Here is a 22,138-nt window from a genome sequence, read left to right on the forward strand (position 1 = left end):
CTCCCGGCGAGGGAGCGCCGGTTGCGGCGGGGAGGAGCTGGTCGCGGAGCGCGAGCTTGGCCGTCGGGCTGCCGATCCCGGTGACGGAGTGGAGGGCATTTGGGACGGGGCCACCCGACAAGCCTACGATCGGTTCATGGGAAGCGCTGGGCTGAACCGGGCACGCGAGAAGATGGCCTCCGCGGGAGTCGACGAGGTCGCCATCGAGACGTTCGCGCACTACTACCGGCTCCTCGAGCACGGCGAGACCGGGATGATCCCCGAGTCGACGATCGAGCCGGTGGAGATGGAGCGCCTCGCCGACGTCGAGGTCTCCGGCGAGGATGCGGCCGCGGCCATCCAGCGGACCGCCGTGATCAAGCTCAACGGCGGTCTCGGCACCTCCATGGGGATGGACCGTGCGAAGTCGCTGTTGCGTGCGCCGCGGCCTGTCCTTCCTCGACATCATCGCCCGGCAGGTGCTGCACCTCCGCAAGGAGTACGACGCCACCCTGCCGCTGATCTTCATGGACTCCTTCCGCACCTCCGCGGACACGATGGAGGCCCTGGCCCGCTACTCCGACCTGCCGGTCGAGGGGCTGCCGCTGGAGTTCCTGCAGAACAAGGAGCCCAAGCTGCTCGCCAAGGACCTCTCCCCGGTCAGCTGGGCCCAAGGACCCGGACCTCGATGGTGTCCGCCGGGCCACGGCGACCTCTACACCGCGCTGCGCGGGACCGGGCTGCTGGACGGCTGATCGAGGCCGGCTACGAGCGGGTCTTCGTCTCCAACTCGACAACCTCGGCGCGTGCCGGACGCGCCGGGTGGCGGGCTGGTTCGCGACCTCGGGCGCGCCGTTCGCGATCGAGGCGGTGCGGCGTACTCCCTCGGACCGCAAGGGCGGCCACTTCGCGCGCCGCAAGAGCGACGGCCGGATCGTGCTGCGCGAGACCGCGCAGACGCTGCCCGAGGACGCCGCGGCGCTGGCGGACCTGGACAGGCACAAGTTCTGCTCGACCAACAACCTGTGGTTCGACCTGGCGGCGATGAAGCACGCGCTCGACGTCCGCCAGGGCATCCTCGGGCTGCCGCTGATCCGCAAACGTCAAGAACGTCGACCCCGGCGACGGGTCCCCCCCGAGGTGATCCAGGTGGAGACCGCGATGGGTGCGGCGATCGAGGTGTTCGAGGGGTCGCGGCTGATCGAGGTGGGCCGGGACCGGTTCGTCCCGGTGAAGACCACCAACGACCTGCTGGTGCTGCGCTCCGACGTCTACGACATCGGCAAGGACTTCGTGCTGGACCAGGTCTCGGTCGAGCTGCCCTACGTCGAGCTCGACGAACCACCACTACAAGCTGGTCGGTGAGTCGACAAGCGCTTCCCCGAGGGAGCCCCGTCGATGCGGAAGGCAACGGCGTTGCGGGTGGAGGGCGACTGGACCTTCGGCAAGGGGGTCGAGGTCATCGGCGAGGTGTCCCTCGAGGCGTCCTCGGCGCAACGCGTCGGCCCCGGCGCGGTGCTCTCCGACCAAGCGGAGACACCGGCGGGCGGGTCGGCGCATGCCTGAGGACCTGACCACCGTCGAGGCCCACCTCGAGCGCATCCTCTCGGCCGTCGAGCCGCTGCCCGACTTCCCGCAGCCGCTGATGGAGACCCTCGGTCTCTCGGCGGCCGAGGACGTCTTCGCGCCGATCCAGCTGCCGTCCTTCGACAACTCCGTATGGACGGGTACGCCGTGTGCCACCGCGACGTGGTCACCGCGTCCGAGGCCTCACCGGTGCACCTTCCCGTCGTCGGCGAGATCGGCGCCGGCACCGCCCACTGCTCGCGATGTCCGGGCACGGCGGTCAAGATCATGACGGGCGCGCCGGTCCCGGCCGGCGCCGACACCGTCGTCCCCTACGAGTGGACCGACCGCGGCGTCGCGCAGGTGCGCATCGACCGGGCGCCCGACCTCGGCCAGCACGTGCGGCGCGCCGGCGAGGACGTCGAGAAGGGCGACCCCTCGTCGAGCACGGCACGGTGCTCGGCCCGCGGCACCTCGGGCTGCTGGCCGCGGTGGGCCGGGCGACCGTCCGGTCCCGTCCCCGGCCGCGGGTCGTGATCATCTCGACCGGCTCCGAGCTCCGCGAGCCCGGCCAGCCCCTGGGTCACGACTCCATCTACGACGGCAACTCGTTCCTGCTCGCGGCCGCCGCGCGGCGGCTCGGGGCGATCGCCTACCGGGTCGGGATCGTGCCCGACGAGCCGCGTGCCTTCCTCGACGCGCTGCACGACCAGCTCGTGCGCGCCGACGTCGTCGTCACCAGTGGCGGGGTCTCCCAAGGCGACTACGACGTCGTGAAGGAGGCGCTGAGGCCCACCGGCACGGTGTGGTTCGGCGGGGTGGCGATGCAGCCGGGCAAGCCGCAGGGCTTCGGGCTGGTCGGCGAGGACGAGACGCCGATCTTCACGCTGCCGGGCAACCCCGTGTCGTCGTACATCTCCTTCGAGATGTTCGTGCTGCCGGCCATCCGCAAGCTGATGGGCAAGGCGCCGTACACCCGCCCCACCACCCGGCGCGGCTCACCCACGGGCTCTCCTCGCCCGCGGGCCGGCGCCAGTTCGTCCGGGGCGAGTACGCCGTGGACCGCGGCGGCCGAGCGTCGCGCCGGTCGGTGGCCACGGCTCGCACCTCATCGGTGACCTGGCGGCGTCGAACGCCCTGATCGTGGTGCCCGAGGACGTCACCTCGATGGCCGCGGGCGAGCAGGTGCAGGTGCTCCCGCTCGACGAAGACTTCTAGAGGGGGATCTGTGGACCGGTTGACCCACGTGGACGAGGCCGGCGCGGCGCGGATGGTGGACGTGTCCGGCAAGGACGTGACCGCGCGGACCGCGACGGCCACCGGGCGGGTGCTGGTGTCCGCCGAGGTGGTCGCGCTGCTGCGTGGCGCCGGCGTCCCCAAGGGGACACCCTCGCCGTGGCCCGGCTGGCCGGGATCATGGGCGCCAAGCAGACCCCGTCGCTGATCCCGCTGTGCCACCCGCTGGCGATCTCGGGGGTGACCGTCGACCTGACGGTGACCGACGAGGGGGTCGACATCGCCGCCACCGTGCGCACCACCGACCGCACCGGGGTGGAGATGGAGGCGCTCACGGCTGTGTCGGTCGCCGCGCTCACCGTCATCGACATGGTCAAGGCCGTCGACAAGGCGGCGGTCATCACCGACGTCCGGGTGGAGACGAAGACCGGCGGCAAGTCCGGCAACTGGGTCCGGCCCACGGGCGACGCGCAGCGGAACCCCTCGTGAGCATGCGGGCGGAGGTCGTCGTCGCCTCCAACCGGGCCGCGGCCGGCGTCTACGCGGACGAGACCGGACCGTTGATCGTCGAGTTCCTCAGCGAGCTGGGCTTCACCGTGGACGCGCCCGTCGTCGTGCCCGACGGCGACCCGGTCGGCGCAGCCATCGCGGCGGCTGCCGACGGGGGCGCACGGGTCGTGCTGACCACCGGCGGCACGGGCCTCACGCCGACCGACCGCACCCCGGAGGTCACCCGCGCGCTGCTGGACTACGAGGTGCCCGGGGTCGCCGAGGCGATCCGCGCCCACGGCGTCGCCAACGGCGTCCCCACCGCCGTGCTCTCGCGCGGCCTGGCCGGGGTCGTCGGCTCCTGCCTGGTGGTCAACCTGCCCGGCTCGCGCGGGGCGTGAAGGACGGGCTCGCCGTGCTGCGACCGATCCTGGTGCACGCCGCCGAGCAGGTCGTCGGGAGCGACCATTGAGCAGCTGGCCCGTCTGGCTCACGGCCGGCGACCTGACGCTGCGACCCCTTGCCTACCGTGACGCCCGGGCCTGGCGCTCGGCGCGGAGGCGCAACGCCGTGTGGCTCAAGCCCTGGGACGCCACCGTTCCGCCCGGCACAGACGCGCGGCCCGCGTCGTTCCGCTCGCTGGTCTGGCGGCTCAACCGCCAGGCCCGCCGCGACCTGACGTACCCGTTCGCGATCGACGTCGACGGACGGTTCGTCGGCCAGGTGACGGTCAACAACGTGGTGCGCGGCTCGGCCCAGTTCGCGTCGGTGGGCTACTGGCTGGACCGCGAGTACGCCGGCCGCGGGATCATGCCGCGCGCCGTGGCGATGGTCATCGACCACTGCTTCTTCACCGCGGGGCTGCACCGCATCGAGATCGCGATCCGCCCGGAGAACTCCAACTCGCTGCGCGTCGTGGAGAAGCTCGGGATCCGCGAGGTCGGCTACGCCCCGAGGTTCCTGCACATCGACGGCGCTGGCGCGACCACCGGATCTACGCGGTCACCGTCGAGGAGTGCCCCGAGGGGATGCAGGCCCGGCTGCCCTGAGCGGCCCGGTCGTCATCGAGGGCGAGGCGGAGGCACCGGCCCGAACCTCCGGTTGCACGAGGCCCCGGCGCAGTGGACGAGCACGTCGGTGCGATGCCGCAACGCGGCCAGGGTGCGGTGGTAGCGCGGGTCGAGTGCGACGTCGGTGGCCTCGAACGGGTCGACCCGCCGGTCGTACAGGAAGGACGTCCCGTCGGCGACCCGGCGGAAGTAGGTGTAGCGGGTGGTCCACACGCCCCGAAGGGCCCAGGCTGCCCGATCGCCGGGGCTCGCGTGCCGGCCGGTCTGGATGAGCTGGGTGTCGCGCCACGGCACCCGGCGCCCGTGCAGGACTCCGGCGAAGGAGCGACCGTCCTGGCGCCTTCCGGGCGTGGCGCCGGCGAGCGCCAAGATCGTGGGTGCCAGGTCAGCCAAGGTCACCGGGAGGCGGGACGAGCGTCCCCGATGCGCGCCGGGGACCCGTACGACGAGGGGGACCCTGAGGGCCTCCTGGAAGAGCACGTCCTTGCCCCGCAGGCGGTGCTCTCCGAGGAGCACGCCGTTGTCCGAGGCGAAGAAGACGTAGGTGTGCCTGAGCTGATGCACGTGGCGGAGGGTGGCGATCAGCCGGGCGACCGCGGCGTCGACGTCCTGCAACGACTGGATGCGCCGCGTGAACAGCGCCTGCATGGCGGTGCTGGAGACGCTCGGCTGCGTCCTCCAGGGTTCTGGCTGCAGGCCCTGGGTCGTTCCGAACGTCGGCTTCGAGAGGAAGGGCGCCCGCACGTGCTCGAGGACGTGTCGGTGTCGTCTCGTCGGCAGTGGTGGCAGCTCGGCACCACCGGGGTGCGTGCGCCTCTGGTGCGGAGGGAGGAACGAGGCCCAGATGAAGAACGGCTTCCCGGTGGCCGAGAGATCCCGGACGTACTGCTGCGCGAAGTGTGCGACGACGGGGGTCACGTTCCGGTGGACGGTGCGCGGGCTGCCGTCGCGGTAGAACTCGGTGTGCGTGTAGCTGTAGATGTCACCCACGGAGGGGTTCCAGCGGGTCCAGCCGTGCTGGCGCCCGCCCTGCCCGTGGTAGCCGTTGAGGTACTTGCCCACCAGCGCCGTGCGGTAGCCGACCCTGCGGAGCCACACGGCGAGGGTGTTCTGCTTCTGCCGGAGCGCGGCGAACCCGCCGTGCAGGCCGAGGTTGGAGCTCACGCCGTTGTTCTGGCCGAGCTGGCCGGTGATGATCTCTGCCCGTGCGGGGCAGCACAGGGGATCGGGCGACAGGGCGCGGGTGAACACCAGCCCGTGCCCGGCGAGCTCACGTCTGGTCCTGGGCATCCAGCGCAGCTCGTCGGGGTTCGGTCGTCGGTCGTGATCAGGATGATGTTCGGCCGCTGGTGGTGCACCGCCTTCGTCGTCGTGGCCTCGGCGGGTGGCCGCGGGGGTGTCGCCCGGCGTTCGGCAGGAAGGCAGGACAGCATCGTGACTGCCAGCAGGATCAGCGAGAGCGTCAACGCTGCGAGTGCGCCGTGGTGTCTCCGGGTCATCGTGTCCCCCGACACTGAGCAGTTCCGGGCCTGGCACGGACGCCCTGCTTCGAGCGTGCGCCGCGGGCACCTCGAAGTCCACGAGTCCGGCCGAGGAGAGGACCTTCGGCGTCGAGAAGGGGCGGACTGCCCGGTGAACAGCAATTTTCTCACCAGTCACACGAGTCTTTTTGCGACACACCTGTGGACATCCGCGGCGCTGAGGTACCGCTCCTAACCTCTGAGCGTGGACCTCAGCGCGTTGATCTTCGTCGCCCTCGCCGTGGCGTGGGCTGTCTACCTCGTCCCGAAGGCGCTCAAGCACCACGATGACGTGGTCCGCAGCCGCTCGGTCGAACGCTTCTCCCACACGATGCGGGTGCTGGCGCGCCGCGAGCCCGTCGACCGCCGCAACGCCCGCCTCGTGGTGACGCCCGGCCGTGCCGCGTCCACCGCCGTGGTGACCACCAAGCCGTCCGCCCCCCGCCTCGAGGTCGCCGTGCCGGCCGACGCGCCGGTCGCGGAGCCGGTGCGCGTGCGCCCCGCCGCCCACGGCGCCGCCCGCCGGCGCCGTCGCGTCCTGGGCGTCCTCGCCGTCGCCAACGTCGTGGCGCTGTCCCTCGCCGCGTTCTCCGTCATCGCCTGGGGATGGGTCGCCTTCCCGGCGGGTGTGCTCGTGGCGTGGCTGGTCGCCTGCCGCCTGATGGTGAAGAACGAGCGCGCCGTCCGGATTCGCCCCCGGGTCCGTGCCGGTGCCCGCCAGGCCGCACCGGTGGCCCCCGCGTACGCCGAGCACGAGACCGCCGAGACGGTGGCCGTCGCCGATGGCGACGACTGGACCGCCGACACGTCCTCGATGCCGGCCGCGGTCATCGACCCGACCCTGTGGGACCCGGTGCCCGTCACCCTTCCGACGTACGTCACCAAGCCGGCGGCGGCCCGTCGTACCGTGCGCACCATCGACCTCGACTCCACCGGCGTGTGGACCTCGGGCAACACCCAGGCCGACTCCCAGCTGGCCCGCGAGGCCGAGGAGGCCGAGCGGGCTCGCAAGTCCCGCGCTCAGGACGACGACCACCGCGCCGTCGGCTCCTGACGCTCGGCCTCCCCTGCTTGGGGGCTTCCCCTGCTTGGGGGCTCCGCCGCGCCGTCGGCGGCACTAACGTTGCTCCATGCCCTCGGTCGTCCGGCTCTCCGAGGCGCGGACGATCCCGGCCACGGTCGAGCGCGCCTGCGACGCCGTGCTGGAGACCCCGCTGCCCGAGGTCTTCAGGCATCGGTACGGCGTGTTCCCGGCCATCACCGAGGTCCGCGGCCACGACGGGGAGTGGGACCGGGCCGGCCTGACCCGGACGGTCGTCCTCTCGAGCGGTGCCACGATGCGGGAGACCCTCACCCACGTCGCGCGGCCCTACTTCGTCGAGTTCACGCTGGCGGACCTGGAGGGGCGGATGGCGGCGGTGGTCGGGTCCGTCGAAGGCCACTGGCTGTTCGAGCCCGTCGGGACCGGCGTGCAGATCAGCCTGGCCTGGAACGTGCACCCCGCCTCTCGATGGGCGCTGCTGGCGATGCCGCTGTTCCAGCTCTTCTGGCACGGCTACGCCCGCAGCGCCTTCGACGAGATCGAGTCGATCCTGCTCGCCTGAGCGTCGCCATCAGTGTGTCGCCAACCGATTGGGAGCCGCCCCGCAGCGGGTGCTAACGTTTCCCACCGCGTCCCTCGGACGCACTGGGGCTGTGGCGCAGTTGGTAGCGCGTCTCGTTCGCAATGAGAAGGTCAGGGGTTCGAATCCCCTCAGCTCCACCACCACCGAAACCCGGCCTCACCTGCAGGTTCATGACAGGAGAGGCGGGGTTTCGTCCTTCCCGGTCTGCTCTTGCTCCGGATCGCGCACCCCCCGCGCACCGCGCTTGGTTTCTTGCGGCGGTTGGTTGGTAGCGCACTCTGCTGGATTCGCAATGAGAAGGTCAGGGGTTCGAATCCCCTCAGCTCCACCACCACCGAAACCCCGCCTCACCTGCAGGTTCATGACAGGAGACGTGGGGTTTCGTCCTTCCCGGTCTGCTCTTGCTCCGGATCGCGCACGCCCCGCGCACCGCGCTTGGTTTCTTGCGGCGGTTGGTTGGTAGCGCACTCTGCTGGATTCGCAATGAGAAGGTCAGGGGTTCGAATCCCCTCAGCTCCACCACCAGGCACCGTCTCCCACCAGGGAACGGTGTCCTTCTCATTTCGCCGGCGCCGAGCGCTCCTCGCCGCGGGCCCTACTCGACGCGCGCCGCCTGCCAGGCCGCGACCTCGGCCTCGCTGCGCAGCACGCAGAACTCGTTGCCTTCCGGGTCGGCCATCACGACCCAGCCGGGTCCGTCGGGCTTGCGGCGGTCGTCGACCTGGGAGGCGCCGAGCCCGAGGAGGCGGTCGACCTCGTGGTCGCGTGTCTCGTCGCCGGACGGGCGCACGTCGAGGTGCAGCCGGTTCTTCACCGCCTTGGTCTCCGGCACCTCGCAGAAGATCAGGCCGACCCGGCGGTCCGCGGGGTCGACGATGACGCACTCGGTGTGGCCGGGCTCGTTCGGGTCGTCGGGCACGTCGGTGTAGCCGAGCACCGGCTTCCACCACTCGGAGAGCTCGTAGGCGTTGCGGCAGTCGACGGCGACGTGGTGCACGAAGAGGGGCATGGCGGACAGTCTCGGGCGCGGCTCCCGCCGCGGCGACCCATTTGCGTGCTGCCGTCCACCCCCGGACGCAGACGAGGTCCCTCGCCGGTCTGCGTGAGCTCGGCGAGGAACCTCGGAACTGTCTGTGCCCCCGTAGTGGGCTATTCGGTTGTGACAGATGGGTACCCGGTGACCAGGGCTTGTTAACCGGGTCGCCGGAGAAACGCCCGAAAGGGTGAAGTCCGCCCGAGCGGCGGGAACCGCCTCAGGCCATGACGCTGACCGCGTCGACGTAGAAGCTGGTCGGCAGCGTCGAGTCGTTGACGGCCTGGAACTTCAGCGTGATCGTCTGCCCGGCGTACGCCGAGAGGTCGAGCGTGGTGACGAACCACGACCCGTTGGTCGAGGCGTTGCTGTAGGTCTTCAGGGTCGTGCCGTTGGCCTGGATGTTGAGCTTGTCGTACGCCGTCGCGCCCGACTCCTGCGTCGTCACGTAGGTGCGGAACGTCAGCGTCTGGGAGCTCGCGCCGGTCGGGATCGTCACCTGCTGGGTGGCCGACTGCGTCGAGGAGACCGTCCCGCCCGCGAGCAGCGAGTGGGTGCCCGCGTAGGCGCGGGTCGTCACGACCGCGGCGCCGGAGCCCAGGCTCCAGTAGGAGTTGCCCGACTCGAAGCCGCCGTTGGTGACCCGCTCGGCGGGCGTACCGGTGCCGCCACCGCCGCCACCGCTGGTCGAGCCGCTCGCCAGCCACTGGGTCGCGTTGAGCGCGAGCGCGGCGTCGGTGCCGGCGGGGTCGTTCCAGCCGTTGTAGAGCGTGTTGCCGGACTGGCCGGTGCCGTCGTCGATGGGCGAGCTGTCGCCCCAGTAGGCCACGTGGCCGCTGCCGAAGGTGCTGGTGACGAAGGCGGCGCCCGTCGTGCCGCTCGCGGAGTAGCCGGTGCGGTAGAGCTCGCCGCGGACCGCGCCGTTGTCGGCCGGGTGGAGCGTGGCGGTCGTGCCGTTGCGGATGATGGCACCGGTGACGGTGCCGAAGGGGCCGGCGATCACGGGGTCGCCCGCGGCCTGGGCGCCGATGACGTTCGGGTTCTCGGTGCCGATGTTGAGGTAGTCGATTGAGAAGCCGAACGGGTCGGTGGAGTCGACGCTGTTGTTGGTCATCAGGTCGTTGAGGACGTCGACGGAGTCGGCGCCGTCGTTGTTGCGGTCGGACACGTCGTGGTCGCTGACCATGAACAGCCCGCCGCCGGCCTGGACGAACTTCATGATCGCGGTCTTCTCGGCGGCGGTGAACAGGATGTTGGGCTCCGGCAGCACGAACTCGTCGTAGTTGCTGAGGTCCTGGGCGTTGGTCGAGTCGCCGTAGGTGATCCGGCCGGTCGAGGGCAGCGTGGCCAGTGAGTAGCTGCCGGTGCGCTGGAGCGCGACACCCCACGCCGAGACGGCGCCGGTCCAGCTGGTCTCGCCGGAGGGGTTGGCGTTCTGGCCGAGCGGGTCGGGCTGGCTGGTGGAGATGATCCAGTCGGCGTTGCCGGCGGTCTCTGCCGAGGTGTTGTCGAAGAGCACCTTGTACGGCGGGGTCGCCGCCGTGGCCGGGCTCTGGAGGGCGGGGCTCATCGCGGCGACGAGCGCGCCGCTGAGCAGGACGATCTTCATGGATTCCCGAGACATGCCGGAAATCTAGGGCTCGCGGGCCGCGTGCGACAGAGGCCTGGCAGCGACGGCTGGGTGAACGGCTCCCGGAGACGGTCCGGAAATGGGCGAACCGCCGGCGTCTCGGGTCACCGGCGGTTCGAGAAGAAAATTAGCCGGGGAGTGCCCAAGGGGCGGTCGAATTTCCTGCAAGTTCTCCTCAATTCGGTATGCGCGAGGGGCCCGAGCGCGCCCGCTGGGGCCGGAGTGGCGGCTGTGGCACCATCACCGCCATGTGGGAAGCGGCGTTCTGGGGCTTCGTCGGCGGCTTCGCGCTCCTCATCGGCGCGGTCGCCGGCATCTGGCTCCCGGCGAGCAGGCGCTTCGTCGGCCTGATCATGGCCTTCGGCGTGGGCGTGCTCTTCAGCGCCGTCGCCTTCGAGCTCACCAGCGAGGCCTACGACCGGTCCGGGGCCGACGCGGTGGTGTACGGGCTGCTGGCGGGCTCCGTGGTCTTCTTCGCCGGTGACTGGCTCATCGACCGGCACGGCGGCACCCGCCGCAAGAGCCAGAACGGCTCACCGGCCGACGCCGGGCCGATGGCGCTCGTGCTCGGTGCCCTACTCGACGGCATCCCCGAGTCGGCCGCGATCGGCGTCAGCCTCGTGGGTGGCGGCACGGTCGGCACGGCGGTCGTGGCCGCGGTCTTCCTCTCCAACATCCCCGAGTCGCTCTCCGCATCCGCGGGGATGCGCAAGGACGGCCGCACGGTGACCTACATCCTCGGGCTGTGGGTCGCGGTGCTCGTCGCCTCGACGATCGCCGCGGGCCTCGGCTTCGGCCTGCTCGGCTCCGCCCCGGCCCTGGTCATCGCGGTCACCCAGGCCTTCGCCGCCGGCGCGATCCTCACGATGCTGGCCGACACGATGGTGCCCGAGGCGGTCGAGCACGCGGGGGCCCTGGTGGGGCTGGTGACCGCGATCGGGTTCACCTGCGCCTTCCTGCTGTCGATGGCCGCCTGACCGGGCCGCCCCACGTGGGGGCTCGGGTCAGAAGTCGCTCGAGGACAGGATCCGGTCCACCTCGATCCGGATCGCCACCCGGGCGGGGTTCTCCCGCGGCGTGCGGTAGCGCGCGGCGTACCTCTCCTCGGCCCGGCGCACCGACGCCGGGTCCGACAGCGCCGACCCCCGACCCTCGATCGTCGACCAGCGTCGGCCGTCTACCTGGCAGGCGGCCAGGTGGGGGAAGTGGTCGAGGTTGCGCGCCTTGCGGGACGACCCGGAGGTGATCACCCAGGCGCAGCGCTCCTCGAGGTCCAGCGCCACCCCGACCGGCACGACGTGCGGGCGCCCGTCGGCGCGCAGCGTGGTGAGCGTGCACAGGTGCCGCTGTGTCCAGAAGTCGAGCAGGGCAGGGGGCCACGCGGCCCAGTCGGGCGTCCAGGAGGTCACCGCACCATCGTGCCCGGTGCCGGGTGACGGGCACCTTGGGCGGGCACCGGCCGGCGGCTACGGTCGCCAGCATGCTGCCCCTGCCGCGCGCCCTCTCCGTCGGGATCGACACCGTGCTGGACCGGACCGTGGCCCCCGGCTACACGAGGATCGGTCCGGCGATCCGGCGGCACCTCCCGACCTGGCCGGCCGACCCGGAGCCGGATGCCCTCGAGGGCAGGGTCGTGGCCGTCACCGGCGCCACCTCCGGCCTCGGCCTCGCGACCGCCGAGGGGCTCGCCCGGCTGGGTGCCGAGGTCGTGATGGTCGTCCGCGACACCGACAAGGGCGCCCGCGTGCTCCGCGAGCTCGACGGGCGGCTGCCGCGCGCCCGGTTCCGCCTCGCGCACTGCGACGTCGGCGACCTCGACGACGTGCGCCGCTTCGTCGACGAGCTCGACGTGGCCCGGCTCGACGTGCTGGTGCACAACGCCGGGGCCATGCCCGCCCGGCGCACCGAGTCGCCCCAGGGGCACGAGCTCACCATGGCCCTGCACGTCCTGGGCCCGGTCCTGATGACCGAGCTGCTGCGACCCCGCCTCGACGGGGCCAGGGTCGTGCTGGTGACCTCGGGCGGGATGTACGGCCAGCGCCTGCGCGCCGACGACCCGGAGTACCTCCACGGCGACTACTCGCCGACGACCGCCTACGCCCGCAGCAAGCGCGCCCAGGTCGAGCTGCTGCCCGTGCTCGACCAGCGCTGGGGAGGGTCCGGGATCTCGGTGCACGCCACCCATCCCGGGTGGGCCGACACCCCGGGCGTGGTCGACTCGCTGCCGACCTTCCACCGACTCACCGGCCCCTTGCTCCGCGACGCCGAGGGCGGCGCGGACACCACGGTGTGGCTCGCCGCGACCGAGCCCCCGCCCACCGGTGGCCGGCTGTGGCACGACCGGCGTCCGCGCCCGTTCCACCTGCTGCGCCGCACGCGCACCGACGAGGGCGAGCGCGCACGGCTGTGGGCCTGGGTGCGCGAGCAGCTCGACCTGCCCCGGGGGCCGTAGGGGTCAGATCCAGCGCTGGAACCAGATCCGGTCCAGCCACTCCGCGTGGGTCAGCAGGGCATCGGTCCAGATCGGCCAGAACCACGCGAAGTTCACCAGCACCAGCACGAAGAACGAGCCGGACGCGATCACCCCGGCGGTACGCCGTGCCGTCGGCGCGGGCGAGGAGCCGATCAGCCTGCCCATCGTCATCGTGATCGCGAGGACGATGAACGGCAGCGTGGTGACGGCGTAGAACGAGAAGATCGGCCGGCTGTCGTACATCAGCCACGGCAGCCACGTCGTCGCGGTGCCGATGACCGTCAGCCCGAACCGCCAGTCCCGCGCGCCGATCCACATCACCGCCGCGTAGACCAGGGCCAGCACCCCGCCCCACCACAGCACCGGGGTGCCGAGCAGCAGCACCTGGCGCAGGCAGTCGCTGCCGGCGGGCGCCTCGCAGCCCTGCGTGCCCGGCTTGATGTCGACGTCGGCCTCGACGCCGACCGGCCGGTTCAGGAACAGCCACCCCGAGGGCTTGGAGGCGTAGGTGTGGGTGGCGTCGTTGAGGAAGTGGGTGTGGAAGACGTAGACGTCGCGCTGGTAGTGCCACAGCGAGCGCAGCGACTGGGTGACCCCGCCGAGGCCGCTGGCGTCGGGCTCGCTGGCCGTCGGCCAGTCCTTGCCTCCGTCGTAGTGCGTGTACTGCGTCGCCGAGAGGTGGTTCTCGTAGGTCTCGGCGTGCATCAGCCAGCCGGTCCACGTCGCGACGTACACCACCAGCGCGACCAGCACGAGGTGCACGAACGCGGGGATGCCGTCGACCACCACCGACCTCAGCAGCGCCCACCGCACCCCGAAGGAGCGCCGCGCTCCGGCGCTCCACACCCAGGCGAGGACGCCGAAGGCTGCCAACGGGTAGAGCGCCTCCCACTTGCTGCCGACCGCGAGCCCCCAGCACACGCCGCCGAGCAGCAGCCACGGCCGGAACAGCATCCGGCGCACCGGCCCCCAGCTGCCCGAGTCGGTGATCGGGACGGGCGCCAGCCGGGCCATCCGGGCGCGGAACCAGTCGCGGTCGTTCACGACGCAGGCGACGCCGCAGAGGATGAAGAACGCTACGAAGATGTCGAGCAGGGCCAGCCGGAGAGCACGAGCTGGAGTCCGTCGAAGGTCAGCAGCAGCCCGGCCACGCACCCGAGCGCGGTCGAGCCGGTGAGCCGCCGAGCCAGGCGACACATCACCAGCACCATGAGGGACCCGACCACCGCGGAGGCGACGCGCCAGCCGAACGGGTCCATCCCGAAGGTCTTCTCCCCGAGCGCGATCAGCCACTTCCCGACCTCGGGGTGGACGATCATCTCGGGGGTGCTCTTCCACACTCCGGTGGTGGTGCCGTTCAGGATCTTGTCGTTCGCGTTGGTGACGTAGTCCCTGGCGTAGCCGAAGTGGAGCAGCGACCAGGCGTCCTTGGCGTAGTAGGTCTCGTCGAACTCGAAGTCGTGCGGCGTGCCGAGGTGCCACAGCCGCAGGAACAGCGCGAGCAGGGTGACCCCGATGCCCGCCGCCCAGCCGACCACCGGGTCCTCGAGCCGGATCCGGCCGCGTGCCCGCACCCGCGCCAGCGGCACCGGGCGGCCGCTGGCGGTGCGCGAGAGGCCCACCCGACGCCGGGGCTCCGCGGGCGGGGCCGGGGTGTGGGGAGGCGCGGAGCTCGTCACGGTCGCAGACTCTACGTGCCACACCTGTGCGCTCCGGCCCGTGCGGCCCGTGCCGTCCGACCGTTGCGACCCTGCGATGATCGGGGACGTGACGCCCGCTCCCGGCACCCTCGTGCTCGCCGCCACCCCCATCGGGCGGGTGGCCGACGCGCCGCCCCGGCTGGCCGAGGAGCTGGCGAACGCCGACGTGGTCGCGGCCGAGGACACCCGCCGTCTCAAGCGGCTCACCCCGACCTCGGCGTCGTCGTGACCGGCCGGGTCGTCTCCTACTTCGAGGGCAACGAGAGCGCCCGGACCCCCGCCCTGCTGGACGCGCTGCTGGCCGGCGAGCGGGTGCTGCTGGTGACCGACGCGGGCATGCCGAGCGTCTCCGACCCCGGCTACCGGCTCGTCGCCGCCGCGGTCGAGGCCGACGTCCCGGTGACCGCAGTCCCCGGACCCTCGGCGGTGCTCACCGCCCTGGCCGTCTCCGGCCTGCCGGTGGACCGCTTCTGCTTCGAGGGCTTCCTGCCCCGCAAGGCAGGGGAGCGGTCCCGGCGCCTCGCGGGCCTGGCCGCCGAGGAGCGGACCATGGTCTTCTTCGAGGCGCCGCACCGCACCCACGCCGCGCTGGCCGCCATGGCCGGGGCACTGGGCGGCGAACGCGCCGCGGCGGTGTGCCGCGAGCTGACCAAGACCCATGAGGAGGTACGACGCGGCCCGCTCGCCGACCTCGTCGAGTGGGCGGCCGAGGGCGTGCGCGGCGAGGTGACGATCGTGGTGGCGGGCGCAGCCGGCGGCCCCGACCTCGACACCGACCCCGCCAGCCTGCTGGCAGCGGTGGCCGCGCTCGAGGCCGACGGCACCAGCCGCAAGGAGGCCATCGTCGAGGTGGCCAAGCGGGCCGGGCTGCCCAAGCGGGACGTCTACAACCTCGTCCACGGAGGCTGAGCATGGCCGCCCGGATCACGTCGTACACCCATGACGGCCTCGTCCTCGACGTCCGCGACACCGGGCCGCTCGACGGCGAGCCCGCGGTGCTGCTGCACGGCTTCCCCGAGCGCGGCAGCTCGTGGGACGCCGTGGCGCCGCTGCTCCACGAGCGCGGGATCCGCACCATCGTCCCGGACCAGCGCGGCTACTCGCCCGGGGCGCGTCCGCGGCGGCGCCGCGACTACCGGCTCGCCTGCCTCGCCGGCGACGTCGAGGCGCTGGCCGCGGAGGTCGGCCGGCCCGTGCACCTGGTCGGCCACGACTGGGGTGCGAGCGTGGCCTGGCTGGTCGCCGCGCGCAGCCCCGGGCAGGTCCGCAGCCTGACCGCCGTGTCCGTGCCGCCCGCGATGGCCTTCGTCCGGTCGCTGGTGACGTCCGACCAGCTCCTCCGGTCCTGGTACATGCTGCTCTTCCAGCTGCCCCGCGTCCCCGAGCTGCTGGCGGCGCGCAGCGGAGGCCGCTTCGACAAGGGCCTCCGGGCCGCCGGGATGACCGAGGGCGAGGTGGCCCGCTGCCACCGCGAGATCGTGGAGTACGGCGCGCTGCGGGGCGGCCTGGGGTGGTACCGCGCGATGTTCCTGCCCGGCCCGGGCCGTCCGAGCAACCGGGTGCGCGTGCCGACCACCCTCGTCTGGAGCGACGGGGACACCGCGATCGGCCCGCGGGCCGCCGGGCTCGCCGCGGCCTACGTCGACGCCGACTACTCGTTGGAGGTGCTGGAGGGGGTCAGCCACTGGATCCCGACCCAGGCGCCGGACCGGCTGGCCGCCGTCATCGCGGCCCGCATCGCCTCGGTGGAGGAGCACACATGACCGACCGACCCACCCGAACCCGAGCGGCGACGGAGGAGAAGACGGGCAGCCGCCGCGACCGCGAGCGTCCGCCGGCACCCGAGCCGCTGCCGCACCCGGTGGTCGACAACCACTGCCACCTCGACATCGCCGACGCCGACCGGCCCGACGACTGGTTCTCGACCCGCGAGGCGATCGACGCGGCGGCGGCGGTCGGCGTGACCCGGATCGTGCAGATCGGCTGCGACCTCCCCGGCGCCCGATGGGCGGTCGAGGCCGCGGCGTCCTACGACGCGCTGGTCGCCGGCGTCGCGCTGCACCCCAACGAGGCGCCCCGGCACGCCGCGGCCGGCACGCTGGAGGACGCCCTCGCCGAGATCGAGCGGCTCGCCTCGGCGCACGACAAGGTGCGCGCGGTGGGGGAGACGGGGCTCGACCACTTCCGGACCGGTGAGGAGGGGCGGGCCGCGCAGGTGGAGTCGTTCCGGCGCCACATCGACCTCGCCAAGCGCCTCGACAAGACGCTGGTCATCCACGACCGCGACGCCCACGAGGAGGTGCTCGCCGTCATCGACGAGGAGGGCGCCCCGACCGCTGGGTGATGCACTGCTTCTCCGGCGACGCCGACGTCGCCCGCCGCTGCCTGGACCGCGGCGCGTGGCTGTCCTTCGCCGGCACGGTGACGTTCAAGAACGCCCAGCCGCTGCGCGACGCGCTCGCGCTCGCGCCCCAGGACGGGTGCTGGTGGAGACCGATGCGCCGTACCTGACCCCGACCCCGTATCGTGGGCGCCCGAACGCGTCGTACCTCGTCCCGGTCACGATGCGTGCGATGGCGGAGGTCCGCGGCGCGGATCTGGGCGAGCTGTGCGCCGCCGTCGACCGCAACACCGAGACCGCTTTCGGCGGCTCCTGGTAGCAGGTCGAGTAGCACGCAGAAGCCGCGAACCAGGGTATTTGGTCACCATGACACTGGTCACGTTGGGGAAAATCTGGGGACGAGGACTTTGCGTGCGCGTGTGACCTCGTTATGGTCTTGTGACTGATGGCCGGGATCGGGATCGATCTGACCAGTGCAGGTGGCAGCCGCATCGTAGCGGTAGCCCCGCGTAACCCCCTTGTCGCACGCTCCACCCACAGGTGGTCCTGCGTGCTGCGATGCGCTGGCACCCGAGAACCGGGGAGAACGACGTTCGGAGAATCGTGCCCACTCATGATGAGAGCAATGAGCACAACACCCCACTGATCTCTCGGGTCATGCCTGCTTGGGCCAAGAGCCGCGCCGCGCTGATCGCGCTAGCGACCGTGGCCGTCCTGGCCGTGGCGGGCACCACCTTCGGGTACGCAGCACTGAGCAAGTCGGTCACCCTGTCCCTCGACGGCAAGTCCGAGCAGGTGACCGCCATGGGCGGCACCGTCGGGGACGTCCTGGACTCCCAGGGCATCGACCTCGGCCCGCACGACATCGTCGCCCCCGGCGTGGACGAGAAGGTCAGCGACGGCAGCCGGATCACCGTCCGCTTCGGCCGTCCGCTGAAGCTGGACGTCGACGGCAACAAGCAGACCTACTGGGTCACCTCCACCAAGGTCGCCGACGCCCTCGGCGAGATCGGTCGCCGCTTCACCGGCGCCCAGCTCTCCACCAGCCGTGGTGGCAGCATCGACCGCGAGGGCCTCAAGCTCGACGTGGTCACGCCGAAGACGCTGACCGTGAAGATCGGCGCGAAGAAGCCGGTCAAGCGCACGGTCACCGCCCTCACCGTCGAGGGCGCGCTCAAGGACCTGCACGTCAAGGTCGGCAAGACCGACCAGACCACGCCGGCCCCGAAGCACGAGATCACCGACGGCGACAAGATCGTCTTCACCGACGTGCGGGTCGTCACCAAGCACGTCAAGGGCGAGAGCATCGGCTACGACACGGTCAACAAGGACGACTCCTCGATGCTCGAGGGCCACTCGAAGGTCGTACGCTCGGGCACCGAGGGCCTGCGCGACGTGACCTACCGGCTGGTCTACCGCAACGGTCAGCTGGCCGTCCGCAAGGTCCTCGACTCGCAGGTCACCCGTGCCCCCAAGGCCGAGATCGTGCGCGTCGGCACCAAGCAGCCGGCCCCCACCGCGCCGAGCACCAACTACGCCTCGGGCGGCACCGCCTGGGACCGGATCGCGCAGTGCGAGTCCGGTGGTAACTGGGCGGCCAACACCGGCAACGGCTACTACGGCGGGCTCCAGTTCAACCTGAGCACGTGGCGGTCCTACGGCGGCGTGAGCCGTCCGGACCTCACCAGCCGTGAGTACCAGATCAGCATCGCCGAGAAGGTCCGTGCCGCCTCCGGTGGCTACGGTGCCTGGCCGGTCTGTGGTGCGCAGGCCTGACCTGCTGGTTCGTCGGGGCAGCCCGTCGACACCTAGGCTCGTCCCGTGACGAGCGCTTCTTCCCCCTCCGCCGGTCCGAGGCTCCTCGGGCCGGCGGAGGTGCGTTCGCTGGCGGCCGAGCTCGACCTGCGCCCCACCAAGCAGCGGGGACAGAACTTCGTCATCGACGCCAACACCGTGCGCCGGATCGTCCGCGAGTCCGCGGTCACCGCCGACGACGTGGTCGTGGAGGTGGGTCCGGGCCTCGGGTCGTTGACCCTGGCGCTCCTCGAGGTCGCGCGGCGGGTCGTCGCGATCGAGGTCGACGAGGTCCTCGCCGCGCGCCTTCCGCAGACCATCGCGGCGTACGCGCCGGAGCAGCAGGAGCGCTTCGAGGTGGTGCTCGGCGACGCGATGCGCATCGACGCGGTCCCCGGGCCGCCCCCGACCGCACTGGTGGCCAACCTGCCCTACAACGTCTCCGTGCCGGTGCTGCTGCACATGCTGACCCTGCTGCCCTCGCTCGAGCGGGGGTTGGTGATGGTGCAGGCCGAGGTGGCCGACCGGCTCGCCGCGGCACCCGGCTCCAAGGTCTACGGCGTGCCGTCGGTCAAGGCCGCCTGGTTCGCCGACGTGCGCCGCGCCGGCTCGATCGGGCGCAACGTCTTCTGGCCGGCCCCCAACGTCGACTCCGGGCTGGTCGCCTGGACCCGGCGCGAACCGCCGGCCACCACCGCCACCCGCCAGGAGGTCTTCGCGGTGGTCGATGCCGCCTTCGCCCACCGCCGCAAGGTGCTCCGCGGCGCGCTGCGCGGGCTGGCCGGCTCCGCGGAGGCCGCGACGGCCGCGCTGGCGCACGCCGGGGTGGACCCGCTCGCCCGAGGCGAGTCGCTGACCATCACCGACTTCGTCCGGATCGCCGAGGGCCTGGCCGCCCAGGGCCCGGCGCTGGAGGCACGCGCGTGAGGAACTCCGTCGCCGGTCTCACCGTGCGCGCGCCCGCCAAGATCAACCTGCACCTCGGCGTCGGCGCCGTCCGCGAGGACGGCATGCACCCGCTGCTGACCGTCTACCACGCGGTCGGCCTGTACGACGACCTCAGCGCGATCCCGGCACCCGACTGGCGGGTCGGGGTCGACGTCGAGGACTACATCGACCCCGCCGCGGTCCCGCTGGACGGCGACAACATCGTCGACCGGGCTGCGACGCTGCTGGCCGCCCACCACGGCGTGGCCAGGTCGGGTGACCTGCAGGTCACCAAGGCCATCCCGGTCGCCGGGGGGATGGCCGGCGGCTCCGCCGACGCGGCCGCCGCGCTGGTGGCCCTGGACCGGCTCTGGCGGCTGGAGACCTCCGACGAGGACCTGCTCGCGCTGGCCGCGCGGCTGGGCAGCGACGTGCCCTTCGCGCTCGTCGGCGGTACGGCGGTGGGCACCGGCCGCGGCGAGATCGTCACCCCGGTGGCCGACCACGGCACCTGGTGGTGGGTGGTCGTGCTGTCCCCGGAGGGTCTGTCGACCCCTGAGGTCTACCGCCACTTCGACCGGCTCTTCCCTGACGCACCGGCGACCCCGCCGGCCGCCGGCGAGCTGCTCGCGGCCCTGGACTCCGGTGACCCCCACCGGCTGGCCGCGACCCTGCACAACGACCTCCAGGCCCCGGCCCTCGACCTGCGGCCCGACCTGGCGCGACGGATCGCGACCGGCGAGGCCGAGGGCGCGCTGCGCGGGCTGGTCTCCGGGTCCGGGCCGACCTGCGTCTTCCTCTGCGAGTCCGGCGACCACGCCCGTGAGGTGGCCGGTGCCCTGCTCGCCGGCAGCGAGCCGCCCGTCGTGCTCGTCGCCAACGGACCGGTGGCCGGCGCCCACGTGGTGACCCATGGCTAACCTCCTCAACCTCGAGCGGGTCTCGAAGTCCTACGGCGTGCGGCCGCTGCTCACCGACGTCTCGCTCGGCATCGGTGCCGGCGAGCGGATCGGCATCGTCGGACGCAACGGCGACGGCAAGACCACGCTGCTGGAGGTCATGACCGGCCTCGAGGAGCCCGACACCGGCCGGGTGTCCCGCTCGCGGGGCCTCCTGGTGGGCTACCTCCACCAGGGCGACGAGCTCGTCGACACCCACACCGTCCGCGAGGCGGTGCTCGGCGGCCGCTCCGACCACGAGTGGGCCGCCGACCCGCGCAGCCGGGAGGTCGTCGAGGAGCTGCTGGCCGGCGTCTCGCTGGACCGGGCGGTCGTCGGCCTCTCCGGCGGCGAGCGCCGCCGCTGCTCGCTGGCCGCCCTGCTGCTCGGCGAGCACGACCTGATCGTGCTCGACGAGCCCACCAACCACCTCGACGTCGAGGCCGTCGCCTGGCTCGCGCAGCACCTGGTCCAGCGTTCGTCGGCGCTCGTGGTCGTCACCCACGACCGCTGGTTCCTCGACGCGGTCTGCCAGTGGACGTGGGAGGTGCACGACGGCGTCGTCGACGCCTACGAGGGCGGGTACGCCGCGTTCGTGCTCGCCAAGGCCGAGCGCCAGCGCCAGGCCTCGGCCTCCGAGACGCGCCGGCAGAACCTCGCCCGCAAGGAGCTCGCGTGGCTGCGGCGGGGCCCGCCCGCGCGTACCTCGAAGCCGAAGTTCCGCATCGACGCCGCCAACGCCCTGATCGAGGACGTGCCGCCGCCGCGGGACCGCATGGAGCTGCAGCGCTTCGCTGCCCAGCGGCTCGGCAAGGACGTGGTCGACGTCGAGGACGTCGACCTGGTCCGGGGCGAGCGCACCCTGCTCGAGCACGCCACCTGGCGGCTCGGCCCGGGAGACCGGGTCGGCATCGTGGGCGTCAACGGCGCCGGCAAGAGCTCGGTGCTCAACCTGGTCTCGGGTCAGCTCGCGCCGCAGGCGGGTCGGGTCAAGCTGGGACGGACGGTCGCGCTGCGCCACCTGACCCAGCAGCTCGACGACCTCGACCCCGACGGTCGGGTGCTGCCGATGGTCGAGTCGTACCGGCAGGTCACCAGGACCACCGACGGCGGCGAGATCACGGCGAGCTCGATGCTGGAGCGCTTCGGGTTCACCGGTGACAAGCTGACGGCCCGCGTCGGGGACCTGTCCGGTGGGGAACGGCGCCGCTTCCAGCTGCTGATGCTGCTGCTCGACGAGCCCAACGTGCTGCTCCTCGACGAGCCCACCAACGACCTCGACATCGAGACCCTCAACGTCCTCGAGGACTTCCTCGACGGCTGGCCCGGCACCCTCGTCGTGGTCTCCCACGACCGTTACTTCCTCGAGCGCGTCACCGACTCGGTCTGGGCGCTGCTCGGCGACGGCCAGATCTCGATGCTGCCCCGGGGCGTGGACGAGTACCTCGAGCGGCGGTCGAGCGAGCAGCCGATCGCGAGGGACGAGGGAGCGGCGTCGCGAGACGAGGTTGAGCAAGCTCCGCGACCGAGGGACGAGGTCGCGACGAGCGCGTCGAAAGCCAAGGCGGGCAGCGCCGAGGAGCGGACCGCGCGGAAGAACATCTCGCGGATCGACAAGAGGCTCGAGCGGATCGCCGAGCAGGAGGCCGCCCTGAACGCCGAGGTCCTCGAGCACGCCCAGGACTACGGGAAGCTCGCGGAGCTCAGCGCCCGGCTCGACGAGCTGTCGGCCGAGAAGGACGAGCTCGAGATGGAGTGGCTGGAGGCCGCAGAGACCCTCGAGTGAGCGTCGACCTGCGCCGACCTGCGGAGGCCGA

General features: G+C 72.2%; 19 protein-coding genes, 1 tRNA gene and 6 pseudogenes. 20 read left to right on the forward strand and 6 right to left on the reverse strand.

The annotated features are described in order from the left end of the window. The first annotated feature begins 136 nt into the window (after window positions 1-136). The 8 genes and pseudogenes from H0S67_RS27785 to H0S67_RS03830 all read left to right on the forward strand — a co-directional run bounded on the left by H0S67_RS27785 (window position 137) and on the right by H0S67_RS03830 (window position 4,443). Window positions 137-1,545 (forward strand): annotated as a pseudogene (locus H0S67_RS27785) (UTP--glucose-1-phosphate uridylyltransferase). Continuing rightward, window positions 1,538-1,837, forward strand: coding sequence for a hypothetical protein (locus H0S67_RS24355; protein WP_246355100.1), 300 nt, complete (start codon window positions 1,538-1,540; stop codon window positions 1,835-1,837). Before H0S67_RS27785 ends, H0S67_RS24355 begins: the two are co-directional and overlap by 8 nt. Then, window positions 1,756-2,082 carry a hypothetical protein gene (locus H0S67_RS24360; protein ID WP_246355101.1) on the forward strand — a complete coding sequence of 109 codons (327 nt, stop codon included), beginning with the start codon at window positions 1,756-1,758 and terminating at the stop codon, window positions 2,080-2,082. Before H0S67_RS24355 ends, H0S67_RS24360 begins: the two co-directional genes overlap by 82 nt. Beyond that, a complete protein-coding gene (locus H0S67_RS24365; protein WP_246355323.1) occupies window positions 2,079-2,663 on the forward strand; it encodes a molybdopterin-binding protein in 585 nt (194 codons plus the stop codon). Before H0S67_RS24360 ends, H0S67_RS24365 begins: the two co-directional genes overlap by 4 nt. After that, window positions 2,644-2,763, forward strand: a pseudogene (locus H0S67_RS24370) (hypothetical protein); the annotation flags it as partial. The gene H0S67_RS24365 and the pseudogene H0S67_RS24370, both read left to right, overlap by 20 nt. Window positions 2,764-2,815: 52 nt before the next feature. Then, window positions 2,816-3,270: pseudogene (gene moaC / locus H0S67_RS03820) on the forward strand (cyclic pyranopterin monophosphate synthase MoaC). Between the two features lie 2 nt (window positions 3,271-3,272). Then, window positions 3,273-3,742 (forward strand): annotated as a pseudogene (locus tag H0S67_RS03825) (MogA/MoaB family molybdenum cofactor biosynthesis protein). Continuing rightward, window positions 3,739-4,443 (forward strand): GNAT family N-acetyltransferase, encoded by a 705-nt coding sequence (locus H0S67_RS03830; protein WP_246355102.1) that lies wholly within the window; start codon window positions 3,739-3,741, stop codon window positions 4,441-4,443. Before H0S67_RS03825 ends, H0S67_RS03830 begins: the two are co-directional and overlap by 4 nt. On the opposite strand, the gene H0S67_RS03835 is transcribed toward H0S67_RS03830, so the two are convergent. Next, complete coding sequence (locus H0S67_RS03835; RefSeq protein WP_343050324.1) at window positions 4,332-6,146, reverse strand: sulfatase-like hydrolase/transferase; 1,815 nt, start codon at window positions 6,144-6,146, stop codon at window positions 4,332-4,334. The genes H0S67_RS03830 and H0S67_RS03835 overlap by 112 nt on opposite strands. Between H0S67_RS03835 and sepX the strand changes: the two genes are divergently transcribed. The 3 genes from sepX to H0S67_RS03850 all read left to right on the forward strand — a co-directional run bounded on the left by sepX (window position 6,066) and on the right by H0S67_RS03850 (window position 7,625). Continuing rightward, the gene (gene sepX / locus H0S67_RS03840; protein ID WP_180935506.1) at window positions 6,066-6,914 is read left to right on the forward strand and encodes a divisome protein SepX/GlpR; all 849 of its coding nucleotides are present in this window, start codon (window positions 6,066-6,068) and stop codon (window positions 6,912-6,914) included. The two genes, H0S67_RS03835 and sepX, sit on opposite strands and share 81 nt — an antisense overlap. A gap of 76 nt (window positions 6,915-6,990) precedes the next feature. Beyond that, window positions 6,991-7,464 carry an SRPBCC family protein gene (locus tag H0S67_RS03845; protein WP_180935507.1) on the forward strand — a complete coding sequence of 158 codons (474 nt, stop codon included), beginning with the start codon at window positions 6,991-6,993 and terminating at the stop codon, window positions 7,462-7,464. An 85-nt stretch (window positions 7,465-7,549) separates the two neighbouring features. After that, window positions 7,550-7,625, forward strand: a tRNA-Ala gene (locus tag H0S67_RS03850). Between the two features lie 455 nt (window positions 7,626-8,080). Here the strand turns inward: H0S67_RS03850 and H0S67_RS03855 are convergent. Then, a complete protein-coding gene (locus H0S67_RS03855) occupies window positions 8,081-8,494 on the reverse strand; it encodes a VOC family protein (protein ID WP_180935508.1) in 414 nt (137 codons plus the stop codon). A gap of 244 nt (window positions 8,495-8,738) precedes the next feature. Next, window positions 8,739-10,142, reverse strand: coding sequence for a hydrolase (locus tag H0S67_RS03860; protein ID WP_180935509.1), 1,404 nt, complete (start codon window positions 10,140-10,142; stop codon window positions 8,739-8,741). A gap of 254 nt (window positions 10,143-10,396) precedes the next feature. On the opposite strand from H0S67_RS03860, the gene H0S67_RS03865 reads away from it, so the two are divergent. Next, the gene (locus H0S67_RS03865; RefSeq protein ID WP_180935510.1) at window positions 10,397-11,125 is read left to right on the forward strand and encodes a ZIP family metal transporter; all 729 of its coding nucleotides are present in this window, start codon (window positions 10,397-10,399) and stop codon (window positions 11,123-11,125) included. A gap of 27 nt (window positions 11,126-11,152) precedes the next feature. Here the strand turns inward: H0S67_RS03865 and H0S67_RS03870 are convergent, their stop codons facing one another. Beyond that, window positions 11,153-11,557 carry a pyridoxamine 5'-phosphate oxidase family protein gene (locus H0S67_RS03870; RefSeq protein ID WP_180935511.1) on the reverse strand — a complete coding sequence of 135 codons (405 nt, stop codon included), beginning with the start codon at window positions 11,555-11,557 and terminating at the stop codon, window positions 11,153-11,155. A gap of 71 nt (window positions 11,558-11,628) precedes the next feature. On the opposite strand from H0S67_RS03870, the gene H0S67_RS03875 reads away from it, so the two are divergent. Beyond that, on the forward strand, window positions 11,629-12,600 hold the full coding sequence (locus tag H0S67_RS03875) for an SDR family NAD(P)-dependent oxidoreductase (protein WP_180935512.1): 972 nt from the start codon (window positions 11,629-11,631) through the stop codon (window positions 12,598-12,600). 3 nt (window positions 12,601-12,603) lie between these two features. Here the strand turns inward: H0S67_RS03875 and H0S67_RS24375 are convergent, their stop codons facing one another. Then, window positions 12,604-13,665: a dolichyl-phosphate-mannose--protein mannosyltransferase gene (locus H0S67_RS24375; RefSeq protein WP_246355103.1), complete on the reverse strand. Its 1,062-nt coding sequence runs from the start codon at window positions 13,663-13,665 to the stop codon at window positions 12,604-12,606. Window positions 13,666-13,697: 32 nt separating this feature from the next. Continuing rightward, a complete protein-coding gene (locus tag H0S67_RS24380) occupies window positions 13,698-14,300 on the reverse strand; it encodes a phospholipid carrier-dependent glycosyltransferase (RefSeq protein ID WP_246355104.1) in 603 nt (200 codons plus the stop codon). A gap of 76 nt (window positions 14,301-14,376) precedes the next feature. Between H0S67_RS24380 and rsmI the strand changes: the two are divergent. The 7 genes and pseudogenes from rsmI to H0S67_RS03915 all read left to right on the forward strand — a co-directional run bounded on the left by rsmI (window position 14,377) and on the right by H0S67_RS03915 (window position 22,107). Next, window positions 14,377-15,230, forward strand: a pseudogene (gene rsmI, locus H0S67_RS03885) (16S rRNA (cytidine(1402)-2'-O)-methyltransferase). Between the two features lie 2 nt (window positions 15,231-15,232). Then, on the forward strand, window positions 15,233-16,084 hold the full coding sequence (locus tag H0S67_RS03890; protein WP_219635461.1) for an alpha/beta fold hydrolase: 852 nt from the start codon (window positions 15,233-15,235) through the stop codon (window positions 16,082-16,084). After that, window positions 16,081-16,981 (forward strand): annotated as a pseudogene (locus H0S67_RS03895) (TatD family hydrolase). Before H0S67_RS03890 ends, H0S67_RS03895 begins: the two are co-directional and overlap by 4 nt. A gap of 338 nt (window positions 16,982-17,319) precedes the next feature. Further along, the gene (locus H0S67_RS26405) at window positions 17,320-18,438 is read left to right on the forward strand and encodes a resuscitation-promoting factor (protein WP_180935513.1); all 1,119 of its coding nucleotides are present in this window, start codon (window positions 17,320-17,322) and stop codon (window positions 18,436-18,438) included. Between the two features lie 45 nt (window positions 18,439-18,483). Continuing rightward, entirely contained in the window at window positions 18,484-19,383 is a 900-nt protein-coding gene (rsmA, locus tag H0S67_RS03905) for a 16S rRNA (adenine(1518)-N(6)/adenine(1519)-N(6))-dimethyltransferase RsmA (protein ID WP_180935514.1), read from the forward strand. Then, window positions 19,380-20,303 carry a 4-(cytidine 5'-diphospho)-2-C-methyl-D-erythritol kinase gene (locus H0S67_RS03910; RefSeq protein WP_246355105.1) on the forward strand — a complete coding sequence of 308 codons (924 nt, stop codon included), beginning with the start codon at window positions 19,380-19,382 and terminating at the stop codon, window positions 20,301-20,303. Before rsmA ends, H0S67_RS03910 begins: the two co-directional genes overlap by 4 nt. Beyond that, window positions 20,296-22,107, forward strand: coding sequence for an ABC-F family ATP-binding cassette domain-containing protein (locus H0S67_RS03915; RefSeq protein WP_180935515.1), 1,812 nt, complete (start codon window positions 20,296-20,298; stop codon window positions 22,105-22,107). Before H0S67_RS03910 ends, H0S67_RS03915 begins: the two co-directional genes overlap by 8 nt. The last annotated feature ends 31 nt before the right edge of the window (window positions 22,108-22,138 follow it).

This window comes from Nocardioides ungokensis, assembly GCF_013466985.1.
Lineage (GTDB): Bacteria > Actinomycetota > Actinomycetes > Propionibacteriales > Nocardioidaceae > Nocardioides > Nocardioides ungokensis.

Excerpts from the sequence above, each read along its gene's own strand:
- H0S67_RS03855 (WP_180935508.1), bottom strand. The coding sequence starts at position 8,494 with ATGCCCCTCTTCGTGCACCACGTCGCCGTCGACTGCCGCAACGCCTAC.
- H0S67_RS03890 (WP_219635461.1), top strand. The coding sequence starts at position 15,233 with ATGGCCGCCCGGATCACGTCGTACACCCATGACGGCCTCGTCCTCGAC.
- H0S67_RS24355 (WP_246355100.1), top strand. The coding sequence starts at position 1,538 with ATGCCTGAGGACCTGACCACCGTCGAGGCCCACCTCGAGCGCATCCTC.
- H0S67_RS26405 (WP_180935513.1), top strand. The coding sequence starts at position 17,320 with ATGCCTGCTTGGGCCAAGAGCCGCGCCGCGCTGATCGCGCTAGCGACC.
- H0S67_RS03860 (WP_180935509.1), bottom strand. The coding sequence starts at position 10,142 with ATGTCTCGGGAATCCATGAAGATCGTCCTGCTCAGCGGCGCGCTCGTC.
- H0S67_RS03875 (WP_180935512.1), top strand. The coding sequence starts at position 11,629 with ATGCTGCCCCTGCCGCGCGCCCTCTCCGTCGGGATCGACACCGTGCTG.
- H0S67_RS03865 (WP_180935510.1), top strand. The coding sequence starts at position 10,397 with ATGTGGGAAGCGGCGTTCTGGGGCTTCGTCGGCGGCTTCGCGCTCCTC.
- H0S67_RS03915 (WP_180935515.1), top strand. The coding sequence starts at position 20,296 with ATGGCTAACCTCCTCAACCTCGAGCGGGTCTCGAAGTCCTACGGCGTG.
- H0S67_RS03845 (WP_180935507.1), top strand. The coding sequence starts at position 6,991 with ATGCCCTCGGTCGTCCGGCTCTCCGAGGCGCGGACGATCCCGGCCACG.